At 35.2% G+C, this 21245-nt stretch carries 16 protein-coding genes; 7 read left to right on the forward strand and 9 right to left on the reverse strand.

What is annotated here, in order from left to right; all coding sequences use genetic code 11:
* Window positions 1-27: 27 nt before the first annotated feature.
* Window positions 28-393 carry a hypothetical protein gene (locus EKL99_RS01895; RefSeq protein WP_126576289.1) on the reverse strand — a complete coding sequence of 122 codons (366 nt, stop codon included), beginning with the start codon at window positions 391-393 and terminating at the stop codon, window positions 28-30.
* A gap of 1178 nt (window positions 394-1571) precedes the next feature.
* Here EKL99_RS01895 and EKL99_RS01905 point away from each other — a divergent pair.
* Genes EKL99_RS01905 through EKL99_RS14490 form a run of 3 tightly spaced genes read left to right on the forward strand, consistent with a single transcriptional unit; the run spans window position 1572 to window position 3214 of the window.
* Window positions 1572-2327, forward strand: a complete 756-nt coding sequence (locus EKL99_RS01905; RefSeq protein WP_126576290.1) for a hypothetical protein — start codon at window positions 1572-1574, stop codon at window positions 2325-2327.
* Window positions 2328-2340: 13 nt separating this feature from the next.
* Entirely contained in the window at window positions 2341-3051 is a 711-nt protein-coding gene (locus tag EKL99_RS14830) for a DUF5675 family protein (protein WP_370453896.1), read from the forward strand.
* The gene (locus tag EKL99_RS14490) at window positions 3038-3214 is read left to right on the forward strand and encodes a hypothetical protein (protein WP_197037193.1); all 177 of its coding nucleotides are present in this window, start codon (window positions 3038-3040) and stop codon (window positions 3212-3214) included. Before EKL99_RS14830 ends, EKL99_RS14490 begins: the two co-directional genes overlap by 14 nt.
* Window positions 3215-3593: 379 nt before the next feature.
* On the opposite strand, the gene EKL99_RS01920 is transcribed toward EKL99_RS14490, so the two are convergent.
* The 7 genes from EKL99_RS01920 to EKL99_RS01950 form a co-directional block, all read right to left on the reverse strand.
* A complete protein-coding gene (locus EKL99_RS01920; RefSeq protein ID WP_197037194.1) occupies window positions 3594-5402 on the reverse strand; it encodes a DNA/RNA non-specific endonuclease in 1809 nt (602 codons plus the stop codon).
* Between the two features lie 339 nt (window positions 5403-5741).
* Entirely contained in the window at window positions 5742-5993 is a 252-nt protein-coding gene (locus EKL99_RS14580; RefSeq protein ID WP_231507351.1) for a hypothetical protein, read from the reverse strand.
* 1246 nt (window positions 5994-7239) lie between these two features.
* Window positions 7240-7428, reverse strand: a complete 189-nt coding sequence (locus EKL99_RS14835) for an SOS response-associated peptidase family protein (protein ID WP_126569112.1) — start codon at window positions 7426-7428, stop codon at window positions 7240-7242.
* A 479-nt stretch (window positions 7429-7907) separates the two neighbouring features.
* Window positions 7908-9287 (reverse strand): Gfo/Idh/MocA family protein, encoded by a 1380-nt coding sequence (locus tag EKL99_RS01935; RefSeq protein ID WP_126455247.1) that lies wholly within the window; start codon window positions 9285-9287, stop codon window positions 7908-7910.
* A gap of 103 nt (window positions 9288-9390) precedes the next feature.
* A complete protein-coding gene (locus EKL99_RS01940) occupies window positions 9391-10731 on the reverse strand; it encodes a DUF3472 domain-containing protein (protein WP_231507352.1) in 1341 nt (446 codons plus the stop codon).
* A gap of 98 nt (window positions 10732-10829) precedes the next feature.
* Window positions 10830-12527, reverse strand: coding sequence for a RagB/SusD family nutrient uptake outer membrane protein (locus tag EKL99_RS01945; protein WP_126455249.1), 1698 nt, complete (start codon window positions 12525-12527; stop codon window positions 10830-10832).
* Between the two features lie 12 nt (window positions 12528-12539).
* Window positions 12540-15554, reverse strand: coding sequence for a TonB-dependent receptor (locus EKL99_RS01950; protein ID WP_231507353.1), 3015 nt, complete (start codon window positions 15552-15554; stop codon window positions 12540-12542).
* 731 nt (window positions 15555-16285) lie between these two features.
* Between EKL99_RS01950 and EKL99_RS01955 the strand changes: the two genes are divergently transcribed.
* Window positions 16286-16936 (forward strand): sugar-binding protein, encoded by a 651-nt coding sequence (locus tag EKL99_RS01955; protein ID WP_231507354.1) that lies wholly within the window; start codon window positions 16286-16288, stop codon window positions 16934-16936.
* Between the two features lie 6 nt (window positions 16937-16942).
* Here the strand turns inward: EKL99_RS01955 and EKL99_RS01960 are convergent, their stop codons facing one another.
* Window positions 16943-17983 carry a LacI family DNA-binding transcriptional regulator gene (locus EKL99_RS01960; protein WP_126515706.1) on the reverse strand — a complete coding sequence of 347 codons (1041 nt, stop codon included), beginning with the start codon at window positions 17981-17983 and terminating at the stop codon, window positions 16943-16945.
* Between the two features lie 311 nt (window positions 17984-18294).
* On the opposite strand from EKL99_RS01960, the gene EKL99_RS01965 reads away from it, so the two are divergent.
* From EKL99_RS01965 to EKL99_RS01975, 3 genes are read left to right on the forward strand one after another with little or no spacing between them, the layout of a single operon-like run.
* The gene (locus EKL99_RS01965; RefSeq protein WP_126515707.1) at window positions 18295-19395 is read left to right on the forward strand and encodes a galactokinase family protein; all 1101 of its coding nucleotides are present in this window, start codon (window positions 18295-18297) and stop codon (window positions 19393-19395) included.
* Window positions 19396-19397: 2 nt separating this feature from the next.
* Entirely contained in the window at window positions 19398-20273 is an 876-nt protein-coding gene (locus tag EKL99_RS01970; protein ID WP_126515708.1) for a sugar phosphate nucleotidyltransferase, read from the forward strand.
* Window positions 20274-20309: 36 nt separating this feature from the next.
* On the forward strand, window positions 20310-21236 hold the full coding sequence (locus EKL99_RS01975; protein ID WP_126455259.1) for an NAD-dependent epimerase/dehydratase family protein: 927 nt from the start codon (window positions 20310-20312) through the stop codon (window positions 21234-21236).
* Window positions 21237-21245 lie beyond the last annotated feature (9 nt).

Raw genomic sequence — 21245 nt, forward strand, 5'->3', positions numbered from 1 at the left:
TAAAAGGCCTAAACCTTTTTTACATACCTATTGTTCAGTAATTACAATGATTAGCACCCCTGATGTCCTCGTAATAATAGTGTATGCAAATTCAAATGCTTCTTTTTCAAATTCTAAAGGAATATATGTTGACCAAATCACACATTCTTTTTTCAACCCTTTCAAACTCAGAATGAAATCCGATTCTACCTTTATATTTTTTCGAGATAACAGATTCCTTAAGTTATAATCTCTTTCTAAAATACAGGTGTTTTTTAGATCAAAAATTTTGTAGTGCTCGATTATGCTTTCTATTTTAGGAATAAGTACTTCTTCGGATTCACCATATACTACAATAGGTCTTGCAACTGGAGGAGTACCTTTATATGGTACAATATTAGAAGTGCCTTTCATTTTGCCAGCTTCCGTGGACCATTTATCTGTTTCTACTCAATTCAATTCTTTAGCCATTTACAGTAATTCGAGTGTAGATAGGTACTAGACCGTTTACACTAGCTTTGGCTCTCTTTGCGTAAAAGAGAATAGATACTTTTGTTTTCATTGCGGTAGCCTTTTAATTAGTATTCAATTTAGATTTCTAAAGGATATCAAACAAGATGTTTAAATAGTGGACTAGTGATAAACTAGCCATTGAACAGGTTGTTTGAAATTTTCAAGTTGATTTAGCGAGACCCTGATTTTTGAATTATTGTAGGGTCTCGATTTTGTCTCGTTAAGAATGAGATTAGATGAATAATTTGAATAATACGTAAAAGCAAAAACCCCGTAAATCATAAGATTTACGGGGTTTTGATACCATTTGTTTTTCTACTGGCGGAGAAAGAGGGAGTTGTTTGTTTTTCTAAAGTGCCGTAAAATAAGGCTTCGCAAAGCTTTTATTTTAAGTGACACCTCAACTGACACCTCTCAATATGTTAGCAAATTGTTCTAAATTTCAATTACCAAATATAAGTGTTTTTTCTCTGGAATTAATGATTAATTGTCATAATTTGAACCGGTTAACCATTTTTTTTTGAACAGGCATTGGTTCAAAATTTAGTTGCCTAAAACATAAATTCTATCCAATTATTAAAGGTTCAACTTGTTCAATTTTCAGGCTCGTAAATTGGCAAAATTCTTCAATGGACACGAACTCATCCTCTAGTTTGTTTAACTTAATTCTCATTTTTTGAAGTAGTCTAATGCTTTGGCGATAACTCTTTCCTGTTATGCGTTGTATGTCCTTAGGGTAGATACATAGTCTCTTGTTTTTGGATCTCATACTCTATCTATAGCTTTGATTGGGCTTTGCCTAACTTGATACCTTTGTGGTTCAACTTCTGGCACTCCATAAAAATAGTAAATAATTCCTTTGGTTTAGAAGCGGAAATTTACTCCTGTCAATGGTGGTTGTGAATGGATATTTGGATCATTTTCTGCCATTTGTGTCAGAAAGTGACATATGGAATAGGAACCTCTTTTTTATCTCACTTAATAGCTTAAAATTTGTTTAGAAATCAATCGAAAGATGTTGCAACAGGATGATGATTGAGGGAATTTGAAACAATTATTAATTTAAAATTTTAGGAATTATGGCTAGACAAAAAGGCATTATTAAATTGAAAGGTACTATCGGCGATATTACTTTTTACAAAACCAAAGATGGGCATTTAGCACGTGAAAAAGGCGGCATTGATGCAAGCAGAATTGCGAGCGATCCTGCGTTCCAGAGAACGCGTGAGAATGGAGCCGAATTTGGAAGAGCTGGGAAGGCGGGTAAAACGTTACGAACTGCAATGCGAACTTTACTCATTAATTCTGCTGATAGCAGAATGGTAAGCCGATTGACTCAATCTATGATTAAAGTCATTCAGGCGGATATGGTAAGTGAGCGTGGATTGCGAAATGTGATTGATGGAGAGGCAGAATTGCTTGCTGGTTTCGAATTTAACATTAGAGGAAAGCTGGGCACTGCTTTATTTGCTCCTTTTGTGGGGACGATTGACCGTGCTACGGGTGATATTATGGTTGATTTATTGCCGTTTGTACCTGCGAACATGATTGCGGCTGCAAGTGGAACTACTCATTTCAAAATCATATCAGCAGGTGCGGAAATTGATTTTGAAGCAGAAACCTTTGTCGTTGCTACTTCGGAAACGGATATTCTACCTTGGGATTCGAATCAAACTGTTGCTATCAATCATGTCAATCCGGTTACTCCGGGCAGCACAAAACCATTGTTTTTGGCTTTAGGCCTTGAATTCTTTCAAGAGGTAAATGGTAGAATGTATCCGTTGAAAAATGGCTCTTTCAATCCATTGGCTTTGGTTCAAGTGAGCGGTCTGTAAGATGGTTTTAGTGTTGAATAGGACGTATTTCCCTGAGGGAACGCAAGGGGCTTTAGAATGGAACGGCACCTTAGTTTGTTATACCATCGAATTGCCCTGGTTGGGAAACCGAAAGCGTATTTCTTGCATTCCCGAGGGAGAATATATCTTACAGAAGCGGTTTAGCCCCAAGTTCCAATGGCACTTGCATTTGAAAAATGTTCCGGGGAGAGATTTGATCTTAATCCATCCCGCCAATGATGCTAAAACGGAATTATTGGGTTGTATCGCAACTGTAACACTGCACACAGGAATAGGGAAAGGAAGTTTTTCCCGAAAAGCGTTAGAAAAGTTAAAAGCGTTAGTTTATAAAGCTTTGGTCTATAATGAAGAAGTGAAAATAAAAATCCAATCTAATCCTTCGACTCCGCTCAGGATGATAAGGCTTAAAACAAGTAAAGAAATTATGAATATAGTTGAACGTGCAAAAGCACCTACCCCGAAGTTCTTCCGGGTTTTGAGAAGTATTGGATTGGCTTTATTGACCATCAGTGGCAGTATCATTGCAGCTCCGGTAACATTACCAGTAGTTTTTGTCAGTATTGCCGGATATGCAGCCCTTGCGGGAGGTGTCATTTCGGTAATCAGTCAAATTACGGTAGACGATGAGGCCAACCGAGAGCAGGCCATCATCAATCGGTTGAAAAAAGACAATCAATATTTACCGCGAGATGGAATCAAATAACACTTTATCAATTGGAACCGCGTCCGGAACTTTATTGAGTGTGATGCCAAATATTGTTTCTGAAGATATTCTAAAAACGATTATCTTAGCGGTAATTGGAGCTATTATTAGTTTCCTAATTTCGCTCCTTTTAAAAGGATTGACAAAAATTAAAAAAAAATAATTGGAGTTTGGCTTGGTAACCTTTTCTCGAATTTATTTGAAAGTCTGGTCGTGAGATCAGGCTTTTTTTTAGTTTATTTTTTGCAGTTAATTATCGTGGCGAAAAATAAAAAGATTATTTTTAATTGTTACAGAAGATGTTAATTAAAAGAGACAAGCAATTTTTAAAAAAAATAGCAACGAGAATTAGCCACTTGAAGAAATGTTGCGAAATAAATTTTACAATAAAAACAGCTACAAAAAGAAAAACGCTTGTAATAGTATCTTAAAGATCCGTAACAAGCGTTTTTTCTAAAAGCAACTCTTTATTGTAATAAGGTATGTTTTTCAGAAGCCTTAAAAACTTACGAGGATTTTTAATACCCTGATTTCAATAAAAATTATTTTGTTGGTCCGTTATCAACCGTTGCTTCAATAGTTGACTGAATTGAAGTAGACAAATTACTCAATAAATCATATCCTGTTGCGGCTTCAATTGCATCTACACTTGTACGGTAGGTTCCCCATGCACCTGTAGTGTTTATATTAGGAGTATTAACTGCAATTACACGAGTGCTTGTAGTTACTCTGCCAACATCATTGGTACCCTGAGTAAGTACAACAAGTATCTTCCAAATATTGCTTGGAACAGTTATATTGCCATTATTAATTGTGTTTGCACTGCCGGCAGAACCTGTTCCACCAACACCATAACATCCCATAATTATATAGATTTCATTACCTTGGCTTACAAGTGTTCTGCCATACGCTTCGAGGTTAGCCCAGGTTTGTCGGTTATTAACAGGTGCCTGAGGAATCATGTTCGTCATTAGGAAGGTCTCAGAGTTATCAGCAACAGAAGAAGTTCTGTCAGCCGAAGGGCATTCATGACCTCTGTCGAAACCGCTACCAGAGTAGCTTGTAGAGCCTACCTGATACCAACTTGAAGGCAAGGTAGTGTCAGCTCTGAAATCATCCTGGCGTGGTGCAGCTCCTGTCCATGACGGATCTAAATGCCAGCTTACCCAGTTAGCAGTTGCTTTCGAACGATTGTATGAAAGTTTATACTGCACTTTCTCCATTAAATAATTATTTTCATTGGTTATATCAGTAGTTGCACCACTAGGGTTACCCATAGCTATGTGGTCTCCATCAACACCACCAGTACCACTTCCTCCTGTACCATTGTAAGCTGTAATCGAAAAATCGTCAATGTTAATACGAATAGCTGTTCCAGTAATTTTACGGATTTCAAAACGAATATTTCCCTGAACAATCATTGGAAAAGTTGCAGTTTGCAATGTAGTAGAAGAAGTAGTAATGCTACTTCCTGTCTGAGTCCAGCTACTGCCGCTATTGTTGGAATACCAAAGTTCCCATGTGCTGGAAGCATCAGTTCCGTATGTAGCATGTTTAATATCTACACTTGAAGCACCGGTTGTAACATCAAACTGCATCGTAATTTTACCGGTGTCGATTATCCTTGCTGATTGAGTACCACTTTTCGCATCGCTTGCAGATGTTCCTATTAATGCATTGTCAAAATACCAGCTCCCTGTAGAAAGCGTTACAGCAGCAGGAGTATAAGAGGTTTTACTTCCTGATTCGTATGTTTCCGGAAAAACACCGCTAATAAGAGCACCATTATCATCAATAGTCATATCATCAATATTGATACGATTTGTACCACCCGATATTTTTCTGATTTCAAAACGAACATTTCCCTTTATCGCCATTGGAAATGTGGCAGTTTGCAATGTGGTTGAAGAGGTCGTAATTGTACTTCCTGTTTTAGTCCAACTACTTCCGTTGTTAATGGAATACCAAAGTTCCCATGAACTTGAAGCATCAGTTCCATACTTTGCATGTAAAACAGAAACACTTGAAGCACCGTTAATACTATTAAACTTCATTGTAACAGTTCCTATATTTCGAATACGAATTGACTTAGCACCGTTTTTTCTGTCGCCAGAAAGGGTACCTATTAACGCATCGTTCAAATTCCAGATACCTGTTGGTAAAGTTACGTCTGCCGCAACATAAGAAGTTTTGCTTCCTGATTCAAATGTTTCAGGAAAGCCGGTGTAAATTTTTGAAAGTTGGTTTGAATTTTTAGTTTCTGGAACGGAATAAACGAGTTCCTCGGTTGCACAAGAATTAGCTATAAGCCCAAAAAGGACAATGCTAAATAATAATTTAATTTTTTTCATAATTTTTTAAGTGGTTTTTATCGGGCCAAAAATATATCAACAGTAACGCAACAGGATTATCTAAACGTTAACTAATCCTTAACGTTTTTAAATTTAACCAAGCTTCTAATTGAACAGGTAAATAAAAAAACATTCCGATAGTTACTATTTTATGCTTGCATTGATTTGAGTAAAACAAATACCATATCAGTAATCTATTTCTTGAACACCTTTTTTAATAAAAATTCGTACTTTTTTTCATTTACATATAAGTGCTTATAATAGTTTTATTAATTTGTCTATAATGTAAAATCAAATAGGACTTATAGTGTATTTAAATGCGTGACTAGTGTGGTCAGACTATTTGCAATAATTTCGCAACATAGCTTTTCTTATATCATTAATCAATTTGATGTTTTTGTAAAATTGTTCTTCATTAAATTCCAGTATTTTTAAAGCTTTAACAATTTTTTTGTGCAGCTCGTGTTCCTGCAGCATTTCATCTACTTTTGAGTTAAAATCTTTTTTAAAATCGTCGATTCGTAAAAAAGGAATTACGGACTCAACCAGAGATTGGTCCCAGAATCTTGCTTTCCATAAACTGTAAGCCAACCAGTATACTGTTTCGGTTGCTCCTTCATTTTGAAATAGTATTACAAAACTATTTGTACAAGGTTCTTTTTGAGGATTACCAATGCGTTAATATTTTTTTTTTAGTATTGGTGAATTCCGCTACGCTCCATTTGCCACTATTCATCCCTTTGTTGAGAATAAAGATTTGGTTAGCTTTATAAACTGCATTTTTTTGTGTGTTTTAATGATGAAATTCGCCGTGGCGTATTGGTTTTAAAGATTCGACCTTAATTTTTTGAAAAGAAAAAAGAGAAAAAAAGAAAGCTATTTAATCAGCAGAAATGACGAACGAAAATGGAGGGAGGAACGACCGACTGAAAGTGAGGAATGGATGCTATGTTTGCTGGATTTTTTTCTTTTTCTTTTCAAAAAATTGCAATATCGTTTTGTTGAGGTTTTTCTGTGGGCGTTATTGTGATTGCTTCGTTTCTCTCGCAAGGCAATCAAACACCCCCAAGCACCGCAGAAAATGATGATTGTAGCGATAGCGGAAATCATTATTTATCGAGGAGCGCAGTGGCGGGGTTGCGGCAATCGAACAGCCACCTGAAGCCGAGAATTGCAGCTGGTGAGGAACGAGACGCAAAATGAAGGAAGAAGAGCGTGAAACGGTGGGGAAAAAATAGAAGACAGCCGCAGGCGTTCCTTGATTTAGGGCGAAGTGACGTTTTTACGGAACGGTGCCAACCCCGATGGCTGTGCGAAGAGCGCCACCGCTGAAAAAATAAAGGGCGACAGACATGATACTGCTGGAATGCAGTGGAACGTAGCCTGCGGAGTGTAACGGAATGAAGCGGTATTGTGGATGTAATAGCCCTGCCGAACGCAGGGTAGAGAACGTGTGAAGATGAGGAACGAACAGCGGAAAAAATAAGGTTGCCTATTTTTTGGCTGCCTTATTTTTTTGTGCTGTGAAGTGTCTGCGGAATGGAGGGAAACCTAACTAATGAATTGAAATAATAATTGCTTATTTCAAAAAAATGTTCTTATAAAACTGTAAGGTTGACCGACTGGAGCTGCCGAACGGAACAAAGAGAACGACCGCAGAGAGACCGCTTGATTGCACGCGATGAAGAACCTATAGTAGAATTAAAAACCTGGCATGTTTTCCAGTAATGTTGTCAATGATGCCTTCATCATTTAACAGCGATTAAATTTGCCTAATAGAGAAATGCAAAGTACTCTATTAGCTCATAATTCAACTATCTGGATTCATTATTACGGTTTAAAACATTCTTTTTTTACGATTGTGTATTACAGACAAAAGTGTATTGACTTCGGTGGTTAGTATGGTGTATATGTTTTTTATTTCTCCGGTTTCTTTATTTACCCAATTGGAATATAATCCTGCAAAGACAAGAAGTACTTCGTTGGGCAAACTTAATTCATATTTTTTATGCTTTACCTTTAGTATTCAGCCATTACTATTTGTAATACCCATTAACACCCAAACATCTTATATCAACTGAATTTTAAAGGGAGGTTTTTCGTTGACCGTTTCTATTTTGGTGTTAAAGGTGAATTTTTAAATTTCTTCATTTTTGGACCGTGATGGTATTAATCCTCAATTGTAATGGGTTATGATCTGCGGCAAATGCTATATTTTTACGGACCAATTCATCTGACAGTTTGATGATATGCATTAAGTATGTTTTAGTATTTTAATTGTTTAACTATTAAAAGTAAAGGGATTCAACTTTAATTAAAAAGTTAAACCCCTTTATTTTAAATTTACACCCATTACTGAATAGTATCCTTTGAAACTATTGTTATTATTATCTCAATCCACCACCCAAATCGTATTCTGCATTCATTTATAATGTCATTTAATAATCAACTTTATAAACTACTTTATGTCATAATCCTCTTTTTGAATGATTTTAAAATTAATTTTTATTTAGAAAACTCTAAACCTTTCAATTTTTGCCAACCCCCACGAGTGAAATCAGGAATCTCAACTGGTGCAGAACTGTTATCCAAGGAAATTTCCGTTAGTGGTCCAAGACAAGACCATTCAGCCAAGTCATAAACGTCCATATCCAATGGAAGTCCATTTTGTAAACAATAAATCAAGCGGTAATCCATGATGAAATCCATTCCACCGTGACCGCCTACTTTTTTTGCTTGCTCTTCAATTTCTTTTACAATAGGATGCTTGTATTTTTCCATTAATGCTTTTTTCACGTCTTCAGGAACAAACTTGTGTGCACTCAAGTTTTCATGATTTGGTGCAATATCTGAACCTATCGCTTTTGAATCCAAAGCATATCCTTCAACAGGGTATTTATTAGCAAACCCTTTTGTTCCGCTAAGTTGGTACATACGGCTGTAAGGGCGTGGTGAAGTTACATCATGTTGAATTTGGATTGTTTTTCCTTTTTCGGTACGAATCATAGTCATTGTGTGATCCCCATTTCTAAAGTCCGTTACTTCTATTCCTGATTTTTCTTTAATATACGCAGGATTACCAACGGCTTTAGTATCCATAGAAACCAAATAGTTCATTTTATCTCCGCGGTGAATGTTCAATGCTTGACAAGCCGGTCCCATTCCATGCGTTGCATAAATATCGCCACGGTGTTTTCTATTATAATCCATACGCCAGTTGTTCCAATACTCACCCCAGAAAGGTTGAAGTCCGTGGATATAAGATCCCTCGGCATGCAGGATTTCTCCAAACAATCCTTGTTGCGCCATATTTAATGTCGTCAATTCGAAGAAATCGTACACACAATTTTCAAGCTGCATACAATGCTTGCGTGTTTTTTCGGAAGTATTAATCAGATCCCAAATTTCTTCCATGGTCATTGCTCCAGGAACTTCAATAGCTACGTTTTTACCATCTTTCATGGCTTGAACGCCAATTTTCGCATGGTTTTTCCAATCGGTTGCTACATATACAAGATCTACATTAGGAAGAGCAGTTACTTTTCTCCAAGCATTTTCATCTCCAAAAAATTCTTTCGCTTTTGGAAGCCCCGCTTTAGTAAGAATTTCATTTGCTTTAGAAGTGTTTTCTTGTGTCATATCACATAAAGCCACAATTTCAACGCCAGGAATATGTGTCATACGTTCTACTGCACCTGGACCACGCATGCCTAAACCTATGAACGCAATACGCACATTAGGAATGGGAGCTGTTGCAAGACGCAAGACATCGGTTTGTCCTTTATCTCGTTTTGGAGCCGGAGTTTTAATCATTTGAGCCGATACATTGGCCCATCCTAGAAAAAGAAAGGAAATAAGTAGCAATTTAAAAATACTAGTTTTCATAATTTAATTTATTTATTAAAAAAAAGGAAGATAATCAAACTGTAGATTACCCATTCTGCACTATTTTACTATTTGTTGTGTTAGCTTAAACCGTGAGTAATCTCTATGGTAATTTACTAAAATCAATAACAGGTTTCTTCTGATGTAACGGTCTTGTAAAAACACTTTGAGCTTTGGTAAAATTATTAAAAAAGCCTCCGTTTTTCAAATAGAATGATTCGTTATTTAGCAAACCACCTGAATAATCCATACGGTACCCTTTAGTACCCGTGTTGTCTGTTGTGAATTTTGCGGAGTTAATCTCTGTCCAATTTCCGGTAGCATCACAATACCATTGATTATTGAACAAGACTTCTCGAGATTTATTTCCTTGTTCCGGAGAAAAATTTTCTAAAAACGAATGAAATCGTTTTAGATAAGTATTGGTTTCGGGACGGTTAAAACTGGCGATTAATTGCCATTTATTTAATTCGGGGGCAAAAAAGTAAGCGGTATAGGTCGTTGAATTATCATTTTGAGGAATTCCACGAAGTAAAAACTTATAGGTGTTCCCTGCGATCCAATTGTATTTCAAATAACTTTGTCCGCCGGAACCCTCATTTCCAAATTCACCCGTCGTTACGTTTTCTCCCTTATTAAGAAGTTTAATTTTTTTGGAATCTGGAATGGTTGCTGGATCATCCGTTACAAATGGACTCCAAACGGAGAACAATACTCTACGCTCTTTATCCGAGTTAACCTGTATACCAAAATATCCTTCTGCAAACCCATTTGCCATATAATAAGACCCTATAATATCTTGTCCTTTTGGTACAGTAACTTCGTTGTAATACCATTCGGCATTTACTTTTTCAGGTACTTGATAATTTAGATGTACAGAAGGACCTCTTCTTCCCCAATGATAAAAACTAGCTTCGTCATTTTGAACAAATGCAATTTTATCTTTCGCAATCGAGCTGTTAATTGTTACTCTTGAAATAGAAGGGAAATGACTTTTATTCTTGCTGATCCCTTTTATTTTTAAAGCAACATAACCCGGTTCCGTAATTTCCCAACGTCCTATTGGGTAAGAATTTTTTTTGGTGTCGTTGAATTCAATACTTTTGGATTCGTCGTTAATGGTGAATTCTAAAGTTGCTTTTCCCAGAACTACCAATGAATCCTTATTTATTGAAAATTCGAACACTCCCGGCTCAGAAATTCGAAAGTAAGCAGTAAAATATTCTTCTGAATTGGTCCAATACTCGATTCCATTTTTTGTAATGGTTTCAACTTCCGCAAAGGGAGTTGAACTAAAAGCATTTCCACCAAGAGGCAGAGAAATTTCGGATATCATTTTAGAATCATCCCCAACAATAGTATCATTTTTTTCATTACCGCTACAAGAAGTAAGTGGAATCAATACTAAGATTACTAATAGGTTTGTAAAGAATTTTTTTTTCATCTATAATTTTTATACTTTTTATGTTCGGTATTTCCCTTTTCTGACCCCTTTTATTCTTAACCAAATGGACGTTTTTACAACCTCATTCTAACCTTTTATTATTGATTTTGGGTCAGCGTTCCAGGATAAGCATTTATTTCTGATTGAGGAATGTACTGTATCACACGCAAACTGGATGCAGGAATATCTTCCATGGCACGATGTGGTCCCGGATAATGACGTGTCATTGTTTGTCCGTTTCTATATACATCATACCCTCTATGTGCTTCGAAAGCTAATTCTAATTGACGTTCTTCATCAATAAATTGAATAGCATTGGCACTCGTTAATGAAGTATATCCAGCACCAGGAATTGATCTTTCTCTTACTATATTTAGGTTAATACGTGCATTTTGATAATCCCCTTTTTTTGCATACGCTTCTGCCATATTCAAATACATTTCAGATAGTCTTGAAATGATTGGCGAATGAAGATGCGAATCGTTATCCTGTAAAGAACATTTAGTGATATAATACATTGGATATACACGGTTCAATAACATCATAAAATCTTTTTCACCAACATATGTTTTTCCTTTATAGTCAATCGAATAACTATTTTCAGCAGCATTAACTACAGTTAGATCGTATTTATCTGTCCCAATATTAATGTAAAATGTACCGTCAGCATTACGCTTAAGCGGTTGTTGCAAATAGTTATACCCTGTTTGTACTGAGCTGGTATTATACGAATCATGGACAAAACGGAAGGCTTCTGTTTTATTGTCTGATGCATCCAGTGCGTATTGTGGTTTAATAAATGCCCAACGAGCATCATTCTTTTGACCAGACTTGCGCAGTAAATCTAAATATTTAGCACTGGCATACATTTCGCCCCAACCTTGTCCTTGAATATTGGCGTACATGCCGCCAATTCCATAATAGTGATCGAATCCGGAGAACTCTGAAGCCACACGTTTAACAGCAAAAATGGTTTCCGTTTGTCCGGCAGCATCAGGAGCAAAGGTATTGTATTTCATAAAATCCGCTCTACTAAGTAAATTGTAATTTCCACTTGCAATTACTTTTGTAGCATATTCTATGGCAAGAGTAGCATATTCTTGATTTGGACTTTGGTACGTTCCGCTCATGTATAAGTATACTCTGGATAGCATTGCTTGCGCTGCCTCTCTGGTTGCATAAGTCGCACTACGTTTTACGGTCATTAGCGTTTCTGCTTTTTTCAAATCATTAATGGCTTGTTGGTAGCTGTCTTTAATTGTGGATCTGTCTGGGAGACGTAAATTATCAATATCGGCAGGCATTCCGTTTACAATGGGTACTCCCAAATTAGAGTCAGGGGATTGTGCATAAGGTCTACCGTAGGTACGAGACAAATAGAAGTAAATCATTCCTCTTAAGTAGTAGGCTTCTCCTAATTGTTGGTCAATTTGCGCATTTTCACCTTCTGAAATAATTTTGATTAAGTCACTTGATTGTGAAATAATTTTATAACTGTTGTTCCAAAAAACAGATAATCTTCCATTATCCGGTATGTGCTGGTACGAAATAAAGGAATAGAAAGCATCCGTAGAAGTTCCTCTTATCATGATATTATCTCCGGGATATTCCCCTACTCTGTGCATAACATCTGACCAACCTTTAAGTTGTGCGTAACACCCATTCAAAAGTACTTCGACAGCCGCTTCCTTATCTGCAAGGATTTTGTCCTCGGTGTAAGCATTAAAAGGTTCTCTCTCCAGTTCACAAGAGTATAAAAAACTAATTGTAATGAATAATATAAATATCTTTTTCATGATTTATTTTTTTTAAAGAGTAAGATTAAGACCTAATACAAATTTGCGTGTCTGAGGATATACTGAGGTGGCAACTCCTGTTATTTGACCATTACTAGGTGGTATCTCAGGATCAACTCCAGAGAAGTGAGAAATTGTAAATAAGTTTTCTGCAGCTACAAATAATCTAAGATTCGAAATATTAAAACGCTCCACATTTAGATTATATCCTAAAGAAAGGCTTCTCATTTTTAGATAGGTTCCAGTTTCTAAGAAACGAGACGAAGCTTTATTTGAGTTACTTTGATTGTTATAACTGGCTTGAGGATGCGTAGCAATATCACCTGGTTTTTCCCATCGGCTCCATCCGCTGTGAAGATTCATTTGGTTGCGATCTGTATAGGCTCCATCTGAATCAAATTCAGCTCTGGCATAATTATAAATTTCGCCTCCTACTGAATAGGTAAATATGGCAGCAAGATCAAAACTCTTATAATTTAAATTCGTTGAAAATCCACCAAAAAATGAAGGCGTATACGCTCCCATAGCAATTGGTGTTTTTGAAGCGGCACTATAACTGAAGGTTTTAACGCGTTCTCCTGCTGCATTGGTTTCAAACCATTGTGGTCTTCCGCTCTCTGGATCTACACCAGCCCATTCTGTAAGGTACCACGTATCTACATCCTTTCCGGGAGTCAATAATTTATTAGCTGAACCGGAAATACCAGATCCATCTCTCACGATGATTTGTTGTCTTTCGCCATAAAGACTCGTTACTTTGTTTTTATTCACACCAATATTAGCATCTACAGCCCATCTCCAATCTTCATTATTAATAATTTCAACATTAAGTGCCGCTTCAAAACCTTTATTGCTTACTGCTCCTACGTTTTTCCAAATACTAGTCACTCCAATAACTCCTGGCAAAGGAACTTGGTACAATAAACCCGAAGTATCTTTATCATAATAATCCAAAGTCAGGTTGAATCGTCTTAAAAACGAAATATCTAAACCCACACCGGCCGTATATGTTTTTTCCCAACTTAAATCAGGATTCGCAATTTGAGAAATTATGGCTCCTGGATTTTCATTGTACCCTGTCGTTAATGAATACAGGGCATAGTGTGGATAAAGACTGTTTGGTCTGTTTCCTACTGATCCATAACTGGCTCTAAGTTTTAAATTTGTGATATAATCCGCTTTAAAAAAAGCTTCTTTATGAATATTCCATCCACCACTTACAGAGTAAAAATTCCCGTATTGTGAATTAACCCCAAAATTTGAAGCTCCGTCACGTCTAATCGAAACTTGTGCTAAGTACTTATTATCATAGGTATAATTTACATTCGATAATAATGATTGTACGGCCCATTGCGCTTTGCTTCCTCTCACTCTTTCAGGAATCGAGGCCACATCACTCACTACAAACCCCGGAGCAAATCCAGTTGCAATTCCTACTGTATTTTTAGAATTAAATTCATTCCATTCATAGCCGGCGATGGCATTAAAATCATGTTTTCCAAATGATTTTTTGAATTTGAACAATTGATTGGTATAGGCTCTATTATACGAACTCATATAATCCTCAATTCTTCCTTTTACTGCTAATCCGCTGGAAGAACGTGGATCTGAATAGGAGGTAGAATTTGAATTTGAAAAGATATAACTGTTTACAGAGGCAAAAGTCAGCCAATCCGTAAGTTTTATGTCAAAATCAAAATTACTTCGAATATCATAGGCTTCAGACTCGCTGTAATTCCATTGTAAATCATACAAATAGTTTGATCCGGTGGTGTTTACCCAAGTAGGATTTGGTTGATTTCCTACCAAAGTTCCATCTGCTAAATACGGGTTATCCCAAGGCATATTACCATACATTGCACCAACTGAATGTTGTTTATTTAAAACATCTCTGCGGGTTGCGTTTATCTGTGGGCGTATGGTTAACCAATTATTTACTTTATAACTAAATTTCAATAGTGCATTATACCGTTTGTAGTCATAGCCTCTTATTGCTGCTGTCTCATCATACACCCCCAGAGAAACATAGCTTTTGAAATCCTCATTACCACCACTTATAGAGAGGTTATGATCGGTTGCTAAACCTGTTCTTGTGGCATTATCCCACCAATCAAAGTTTTTATTTCTCAGTTCCGGAGTCCACCACCATGCCGTTGAAAAGTCCTGTTTGTTCGAAAAAGAATCGTACAAGTCATATAATTCATTTCCATTCATTAAGCTGAAATTACCCGTGTTTAATGTGGTAGCAGCCATCTTCGTCGAGAAATTAATAGTTGCTTTGCCTGATTTTCCACTTTTTGTTGTAACCACAATAACTCCGTTAGCCCCTTGAGAACCGTATACAGCAGTAGAGGCTGCATCTTTTAGAATCGTCATAGTTTCAATATCCATGGGATTAATGCTCCCGGCACTACTTCCTACAATAACTCCATCAACAACCCATAGAGGATCTGTACTTCCGTTTACAGTTGTTTTACCTCTAATAATTATTTTACCAGCTTCACCAGGCTGTCCAGATCCAGAATTTACATAAACTCCAGTAGCTTTCCCTGCTAATAAATTTTCAACAGAGGGAGTTGTAGCATCTGTAAGCTTCTTATTGGTAATTGTTTGTAAGGAACCCGTCAAACTTTCTTTTTTAATCGTACTATAGCCAACAATAACGACTTCATTTAATTTTTGTCCGGTTTCTTTTAAAACAATAGTTAATGGGTCATTGCCAATAGCAATTTCTTGTTCTTCCATTCCAATAAATGAAACAACTAAAGTATTATTATTTCCTACTACATCAATAGCAAAATTACCATCAGCATCAGTTTGAACACCAATAGTAGTACCTTTGATAAGCACATTAGCTCCAGGAAGAGGTGCTCCACTTTCATCGGTAACTTTTCCTTTTACAACTTTCTGAACTAATAATACATTAGTTTCGGATAAAGCGATTGTCTTTATGGTCGAAGCAGTAGAAACTTGAAAAGTTAAAGCTAGAAAAGAAAGAATTGTTAATTTAATTTCTTTGTGTGTCATACTTTTAATCCTTAAGCCCCTTGGTTTTTTTTGGGTTAATAATTTCATACTCTTGAAATGGTTTTAGTTAATAATTGTTTGTTGGTTTATTCAGTATTAAGTGTTGTTTGTATGTTTTTTTGATGGACAAAAATGAACTCTAAAAAATTTGATTTATAATTTCTTAACTGAGCTAATTTTTGTCTAAATCCACCCTCTTTTTTTATGCATATTTCTAAATACAGCCTTTGATATAATCTTCAAAAACATTAAATTTTGACCTAATAAAAGATTGATTATTTTTTAATACATGACGAAACTAGAGATTATATTTTTATTAAACAAGGAAAAACACAAATAATGTGCTCGAACACATATTATTTGTGTTGTCGAGCACACAAAAAATACTCGAAACGTTTTTTTAGTACTAAAATTCTAGTTTTTCAATTATAAAATCCTGTGGGGTTTCATATCATTTATTTCAAGTAAAAAAGGACATACTCATTAAATAACAAGAAATTCGGAATTTTTTAAACTAAAAACTAAAACTTCAACAATGTTACGCACTATAAATTGACCATTTAATCTCAATTTACCATCACTTAATTTTAAATTTAACAGCTAAGAGATGAATGTAAGACTTATAATTAGGCTAAAAAAAGAATAAATAGATTCATTGAAATTTCTTTTAACTATATTTCGAGAATTTCTGTTCAAACACAGTTTCACAGAAATATTAAATACCACATAAAATGATTCCAGAAATGAAAGAATATAATGTCCATTTAATTGAAAACAAAGATCTGACTGTCTCCGGAAAAGGCGATGACATAGCGTGGACTGAAGCCCAGATTTTAACTGATTTTTGTTCCCCGTGGAATACCAAAAAAGTAACTAAAACTACATTTAAAGCACTTTGGAATCGAGACAAATTATTTTTTAATTTTACAGTTTTAGATACTGAAATCCACATAGAAAAGCAAGATGAAAGTTTTGAAAGTATTGGAGTTTCTGATAGAGTTGAACTCTTTTTCAGAACTGATAATGGACTGAATCCTTATTATTGTTTAGAGATCGACACTTCTGGGCGAATAATGGATTTTATTGCGTATCCTAATAAGAATTTCGATTTCAGTTGGAACTGGCCCAAAAATGATTTAGTAGTTAAATCATCTGTACAAGCTAATACTTTTATGGTTGAGGGATCAATTAGTATCGAATCTTTGAAAAGTCTTAATTTAATAAAAAACAACATTATTGAAACCGGTGTTTTTAGGGCTAAATATAGTAAAGCCCAAAATGAATGTTATGAACCTAATTGGATTACTTGGGTAAACCCAAATACGGAAACTCCCAATTTCCACATTGCATCTTCTTTCGGAGTTTTTATTTTAAAAGAATAATTTTTTTTATTCAATATAATACTCCGCATTTTCCGCGTTCACAATATCAATCGGCAAAAAAATCATTTTTGGAATTTCATTCTGAAAGAGAAAATGTTCCACCAAAGAGGTTATTCCGAGATATGCCTGTCTTTTCTGGTTTTGATGAATCATAAAATCGATGACGCCTTGATTCAAATAAGTAACATTTTCATCAATCAAATCATAACCGACCACTCTAATTTTTTTACCTTTAAATTCACTAATTACCTTAGCAATTTGATACGATTTAGAAGTAGTAACAAAAATTCCTGTAACCTCTGGATTTTCATTCAGGAAAGTATTGCAACTAAGCTCAACATTTGGATTTTTTAATTTTAAAGTGGTAATCGTGTATGGAGAATTTTCTTTCTCATCAAAATAATTTCTAAAACCTTTTTCCTTTTCCTGCATGTGAATTGCATTTTTGTAGGTTTCATCAATATGAACAATGGCAATTTGACCGGTACCGGTAATCGAATCTATTAATTTTGCTGCCACTCGTCCACTTCTAAATAAATCCTGACCAACGAAACTTTTTACAAAACTGGACTCGACTTGGTTATTAAAAGTATTTACAATGATGTTTAACGAATTGTATTCTTCGATAACATCTACAGTTTCTTTATGGAATAAAGGCGTTAGCAAAACAGCGTCCGGAGATAATTCCAATACCTCTTTATTCGTTTTTAAAAAGGATTTCTTTTTTTCCGGATTAAAGTAAAAGGTTTCAATAATCAAATTATAGGCTTTGAATTCTTTCACCGCATCATCAATACCACTCAGGCAAGGATGCCAATAAGTATCAATTTTGGGATCAGGAAGAACAATACAAATGCGATAAATTTTATTATTCTTTAAATTCCTAGCAATAAGGTTTGGCTCGTAGTCAATTACTTTTAAAACTTCGTTGACTTTGTCCAAAGCAGCTGGTGACACTTTACCTCTTTTGTGCAAAACTCTGTCAACAGTTCCTTTCGAAACACCGGCTAATTTAGCAATATCCTTTATTGTATATTTTTTATCCATAATGAGCAAATATATAAAAACTTTGGTTTTATTTTTTTTTGTAAGACTGAATTAACGAATGAGTACCTAATTATACGTTTGACATTCTTTCATTGTTAGTAATAATCTTTTTATGATCGTATTTTTTCATACAATTTAAAAATGTGCTCGACAACACGAAATAAGTGTGTTCGAGCACATTTATTGTTTTTTACTTGTTTTATTAGAATTTAATCTATAGTTTCGTAAAGTAAAACTAAATAAACAGTTAGAATTATAAATAAAATTAGCATTAAACACTATTAATACAGCGTTTTTAACATCTCTAAAAAGTGAAAAAAATTATATCATTAGCTCCTGGACGAACGTGTCTCTTTGGAGATCATCAAGACTATTTAGGTTTGCCCGTCATTGCATGTGCAATCAATCTAAATATAAAATTAACTGCAGTTCAAAATGACACTTCAGTTTTCAGACTAAACATGGAGGATATTAATGAAGTTAGGGTCATTGATATTCACGGTATTTTTTCAGAATTAGCACCTCGAGATTATTTTGCCTCTTCCTTAAGAGTTTTGAGAAGACAAGGTTGTATTCCAACTGTAGGATACGATATTACCATAAAAGGAGATATTCCTATCAATTCCGGAACCTCAAGTTCATCGGCTTTATTAATGGCTTGGATTCATTTTTTGGTTACCGCTTTTGGAGTTGATGCCGAAGTTACTCCGGAATTTATTGCAAAAATGGGGTATGCTTCTGAAGTTTTAGAGCACGGAGAACCAGGCGGAATGATGGATCATTACAGCATCGGAGTGGGCAATATTGTACACATCAATACCAAAGATCCTTTTTCTTATACCATTATTGGAACAGAACTAAAAGGATTAATAACCGGTGTTTCCGGGGTACCTAAAGAAACCATTGGTTTGATAGGAGAATTAAAAGGAAATGCCTTGATTGCAATTGACATTATAAAACAAAATTTTAAAGATTTTGATTTAAATACATCCGAAATAGAAGATTTAGATAAATACTATAATTATTTACCAGACCGATTGATTACTTATTTTGAAGCTGCCATCAAGAATTACCATTATACAAAAGAGGCTTTAAAAGAATTTGAAAAACCAACTCCAGATTTAAAGAAGATTGGTGCTTTAATGAATCAACATCACGCTGTTTTAAGAGATTTATTAAAAATAACTGTGCCAAAAATTGATGCCATGATTAATGCTGCATTGAAAGCTGGGGCGTATGGGGCAAAAATAGTTGGTTCAGGTGGAGGCGGTAGTATTGTAGTACTGGCTGAACCGGGAAATGAAGCTCCAGTAGTGGCAGCAATACTGACTGCGGGGGCAATAGAAGCCTATACGGTAACCGTTGATCCTGGCGCGAGAATACTAGAAAACATTAAAATTTTAAAGAATTAATTATGCATGACAATCTAATTATTTTGGCTGGCGGCGCTTCTTCCAGAATGAAAAAACAAGTTACAGTTGATAATTTGAGTGACGAAGAAATTGCGCAAGCGAATGAAAGAAGTAAAGGATTAATTGGTGTTGGCCCAAATGGAAGACCATTATTGGATTATCTTTTATTGAATGCGAAAAAAGCAGGGTATAAAAATATCTATATTATTATTGGTGAGCGGGGTGATCTATTTAAAGAATTTTACGGAAGTGAAAACAAATACAATGATTTTCATGGTTTAACTATCTCTTTTGCTATTCAATATATTCCGGAAGGAAGAGCCAAACCATTAGGTACTGCAGATGCATTATTTCAAGCTGTAGAACAATATCCGGAACTGAATTCATTGGATTACTCGGTTTGCAACAGCGACAACTTGTATTCAGTCGATGCACTTTATGCGCTTAGAGAAACAGATAGTCCTAATGCTTTTATAAGTTATAATAGAGATGCGATGGAATTTCCATCGGAACGAATTTCTCGATTTGCCATTGCCAAACTCGACCATGACAATCAATTATTTGACATTCTTGAAAAACCAACTGCAGCTAATTTAGAGAGTTACAAAGATTCCGAGGGAAAGTTAAGAGTGAGCATGAATGCTTTTAAATTTAAAGGAGATCTTATCTATCCTTATCTAAAAAACTGTCCCGTTCATCCTGAAAGAGACGAAAAGGAATTACCTACCGTACTTTTAAACGCATTAAAAGAACACCCAAATACCACATTTGGCATCCCTTTTTCTGAACACGTACCGGATTTAACGGCAAAAGAAGACATAGCTGAAGTAAAGGCCTATCTAAAAAAACAGTATCCTGTATTAAATTGGAATGACTAATAATTCTGAAAAGATAACTCCTAATATTTAAAAAAAATGAAGAAGTATATAATAACAGGTGGCGCAGGATTTATAGGAAGTCACATTGCTGAATATTTATCCGCTAAAGGACATCATGTAATTGTTTTGGACAGTTTAAGAACGGGATTCGAAAAAAATATTAATGGGCTGAATGTTCAATTTGAAAAAGGAGATATCAGGGATAAAAATCTTGTGGAAGAACTAGTGCAAGGTGCTAATGGTATATTTCACTTAGCGGCTTTGGTAAGCGTCCCGGAATCCCTTTTAAATATAAACGAATGTATTGAAATCAATACATTGGGGACAATAAATATTTTGGAGGCCGCAAAGAAGAATGTAAATTGCAAAGTAGTACTTTCTTCATCTGCGGCTAATTACGGAGACAATCCCATATTGCCTAAAATAGAAACAATGACTCCGGAACCTATGACTCCGTATGCTGTTACAAAATTAGATGGTGAGTTTTATCTGAAAATGTATCAAGATCAATGGGGTCTTCCTACTGCTTCATTACGTTATTTCAATGTTTTTGGTCCTAGACAAAATTTAAAATCAGCCTATGCAGCAGCGGTACCAATTTTCATAAATAATGCACTTCAAAACAAACCGATAACCATTTTTGGAGATGGCTTACAAACTAGAGATTTTATTTATGTAAAAGATGTGGTAAGAGCAAATATTTTGGCATCTCAAAAAGGGAATGAAACCTATAATGTGGCTCTAGGACATAACACGTCAATATTAGAATTAGCGGAAAAAATCATTGAAATAACCAACTCCAAATCAAAAATAAAATTTCTGGATGAAAGATCAGGAGATATTAAACATTCAAAAGCAAATCCTTCAAAATTCACTCAACTAGGATTTAAACCACAGTATTCTATAGATCATGCCTTGAAAGAGACTATTGAATTTTACCATAAAGCATCGTTAATTAACTAATAGAATTAA

It is taken from the genome of Flavobacterium sp. ZB4P23 (assembly GCF_003970375.1).
GTDB lineage: Bacteria > Bacteroidota > Bacteroidia > Flavobacteriales > Flavobacteriaceae > Flavobacterium.

Coding starts and splice junctions, on each gene's coding strand:
- EKL99_RS01895 (WP_126576289.1), bottom strand. CDS start 393: ATGAAAGGCACTTCTAATATTGTACCATATAAAGGTACTCCTCCAGTT.
- EKL99_RS01905 (WP_126576290.1), top strand. CDS start 1,572: ATGGCTAGACAAAAAGGCATTATTAAATTGAAAGGTACTATCGGCGAT.
- EKL99_RS14490 (WP_197037193.1), top strand. CDS start 3,038: ATGGAATCAAATAACACTTTATCAATTGGAACCGCGTCCGGAACTTTA.
- EKL99_RS01920 (WP_197037194.1), bottom strand. CDS start 5,402: ATGAAAAAAATTAAATTATTATTTAGCATTGTCCTTTTTGGGCTTATA.
- EKL99_RS01935 (WP_126455247.1), bottom strand. CDS start 9,287: ATGAAAACTAGTATTTTTAAATTGCTACTTATTTCCTTTCTTTTTCTA.
- EKL99_RS01940 (WP_231507352.1), bottom strand. CDS start 10,731: ATGAAAAAAAAATTCTTTACAAACCTATTAGTAATCTTAGTATTGATT.
- EKL99_RS01945 (WP_126455249.1), bottom strand. CDS start 12,527: ATGAAAAAGATATTTATATTATTCATTACAATTAGTTTTTTATACTCT.
- EKL99_RS01950 (WP_231507353.1), bottom strand. CDS start 15,554: ATGACACACAAAGAAATTAAATTAACAATTCTTTCTTTTCTAGCTTTA.
- EKL99_RS01955 (WP_231507354.1), top strand. CDS start 16,286: ATGATTCCAGAAATGAAAGAATATAATGTCCATTTAATTGAAAACAAA.
- EKL99_RS01960 (WP_126515706.1), bottom strand. CDS start 17,983: ATGGATAAAAAATATACAATAAAGGATATTGCTAAATTAGCCGGTGTT.
- EKL99_RS01970 (WP_126515708.1), top strand. CDS start 19,398: ATGCATGACAATCTAATTATTTTGGCTGGCGGCGCTTCTTCCAGAATG.
- EKL99_RS01975 (WP_126455259.1), top strand. CDS start 20,310: ATGAAGAAGTATATAATAACAGGTGGCGCAGGATTTATAGGAAGTCAC.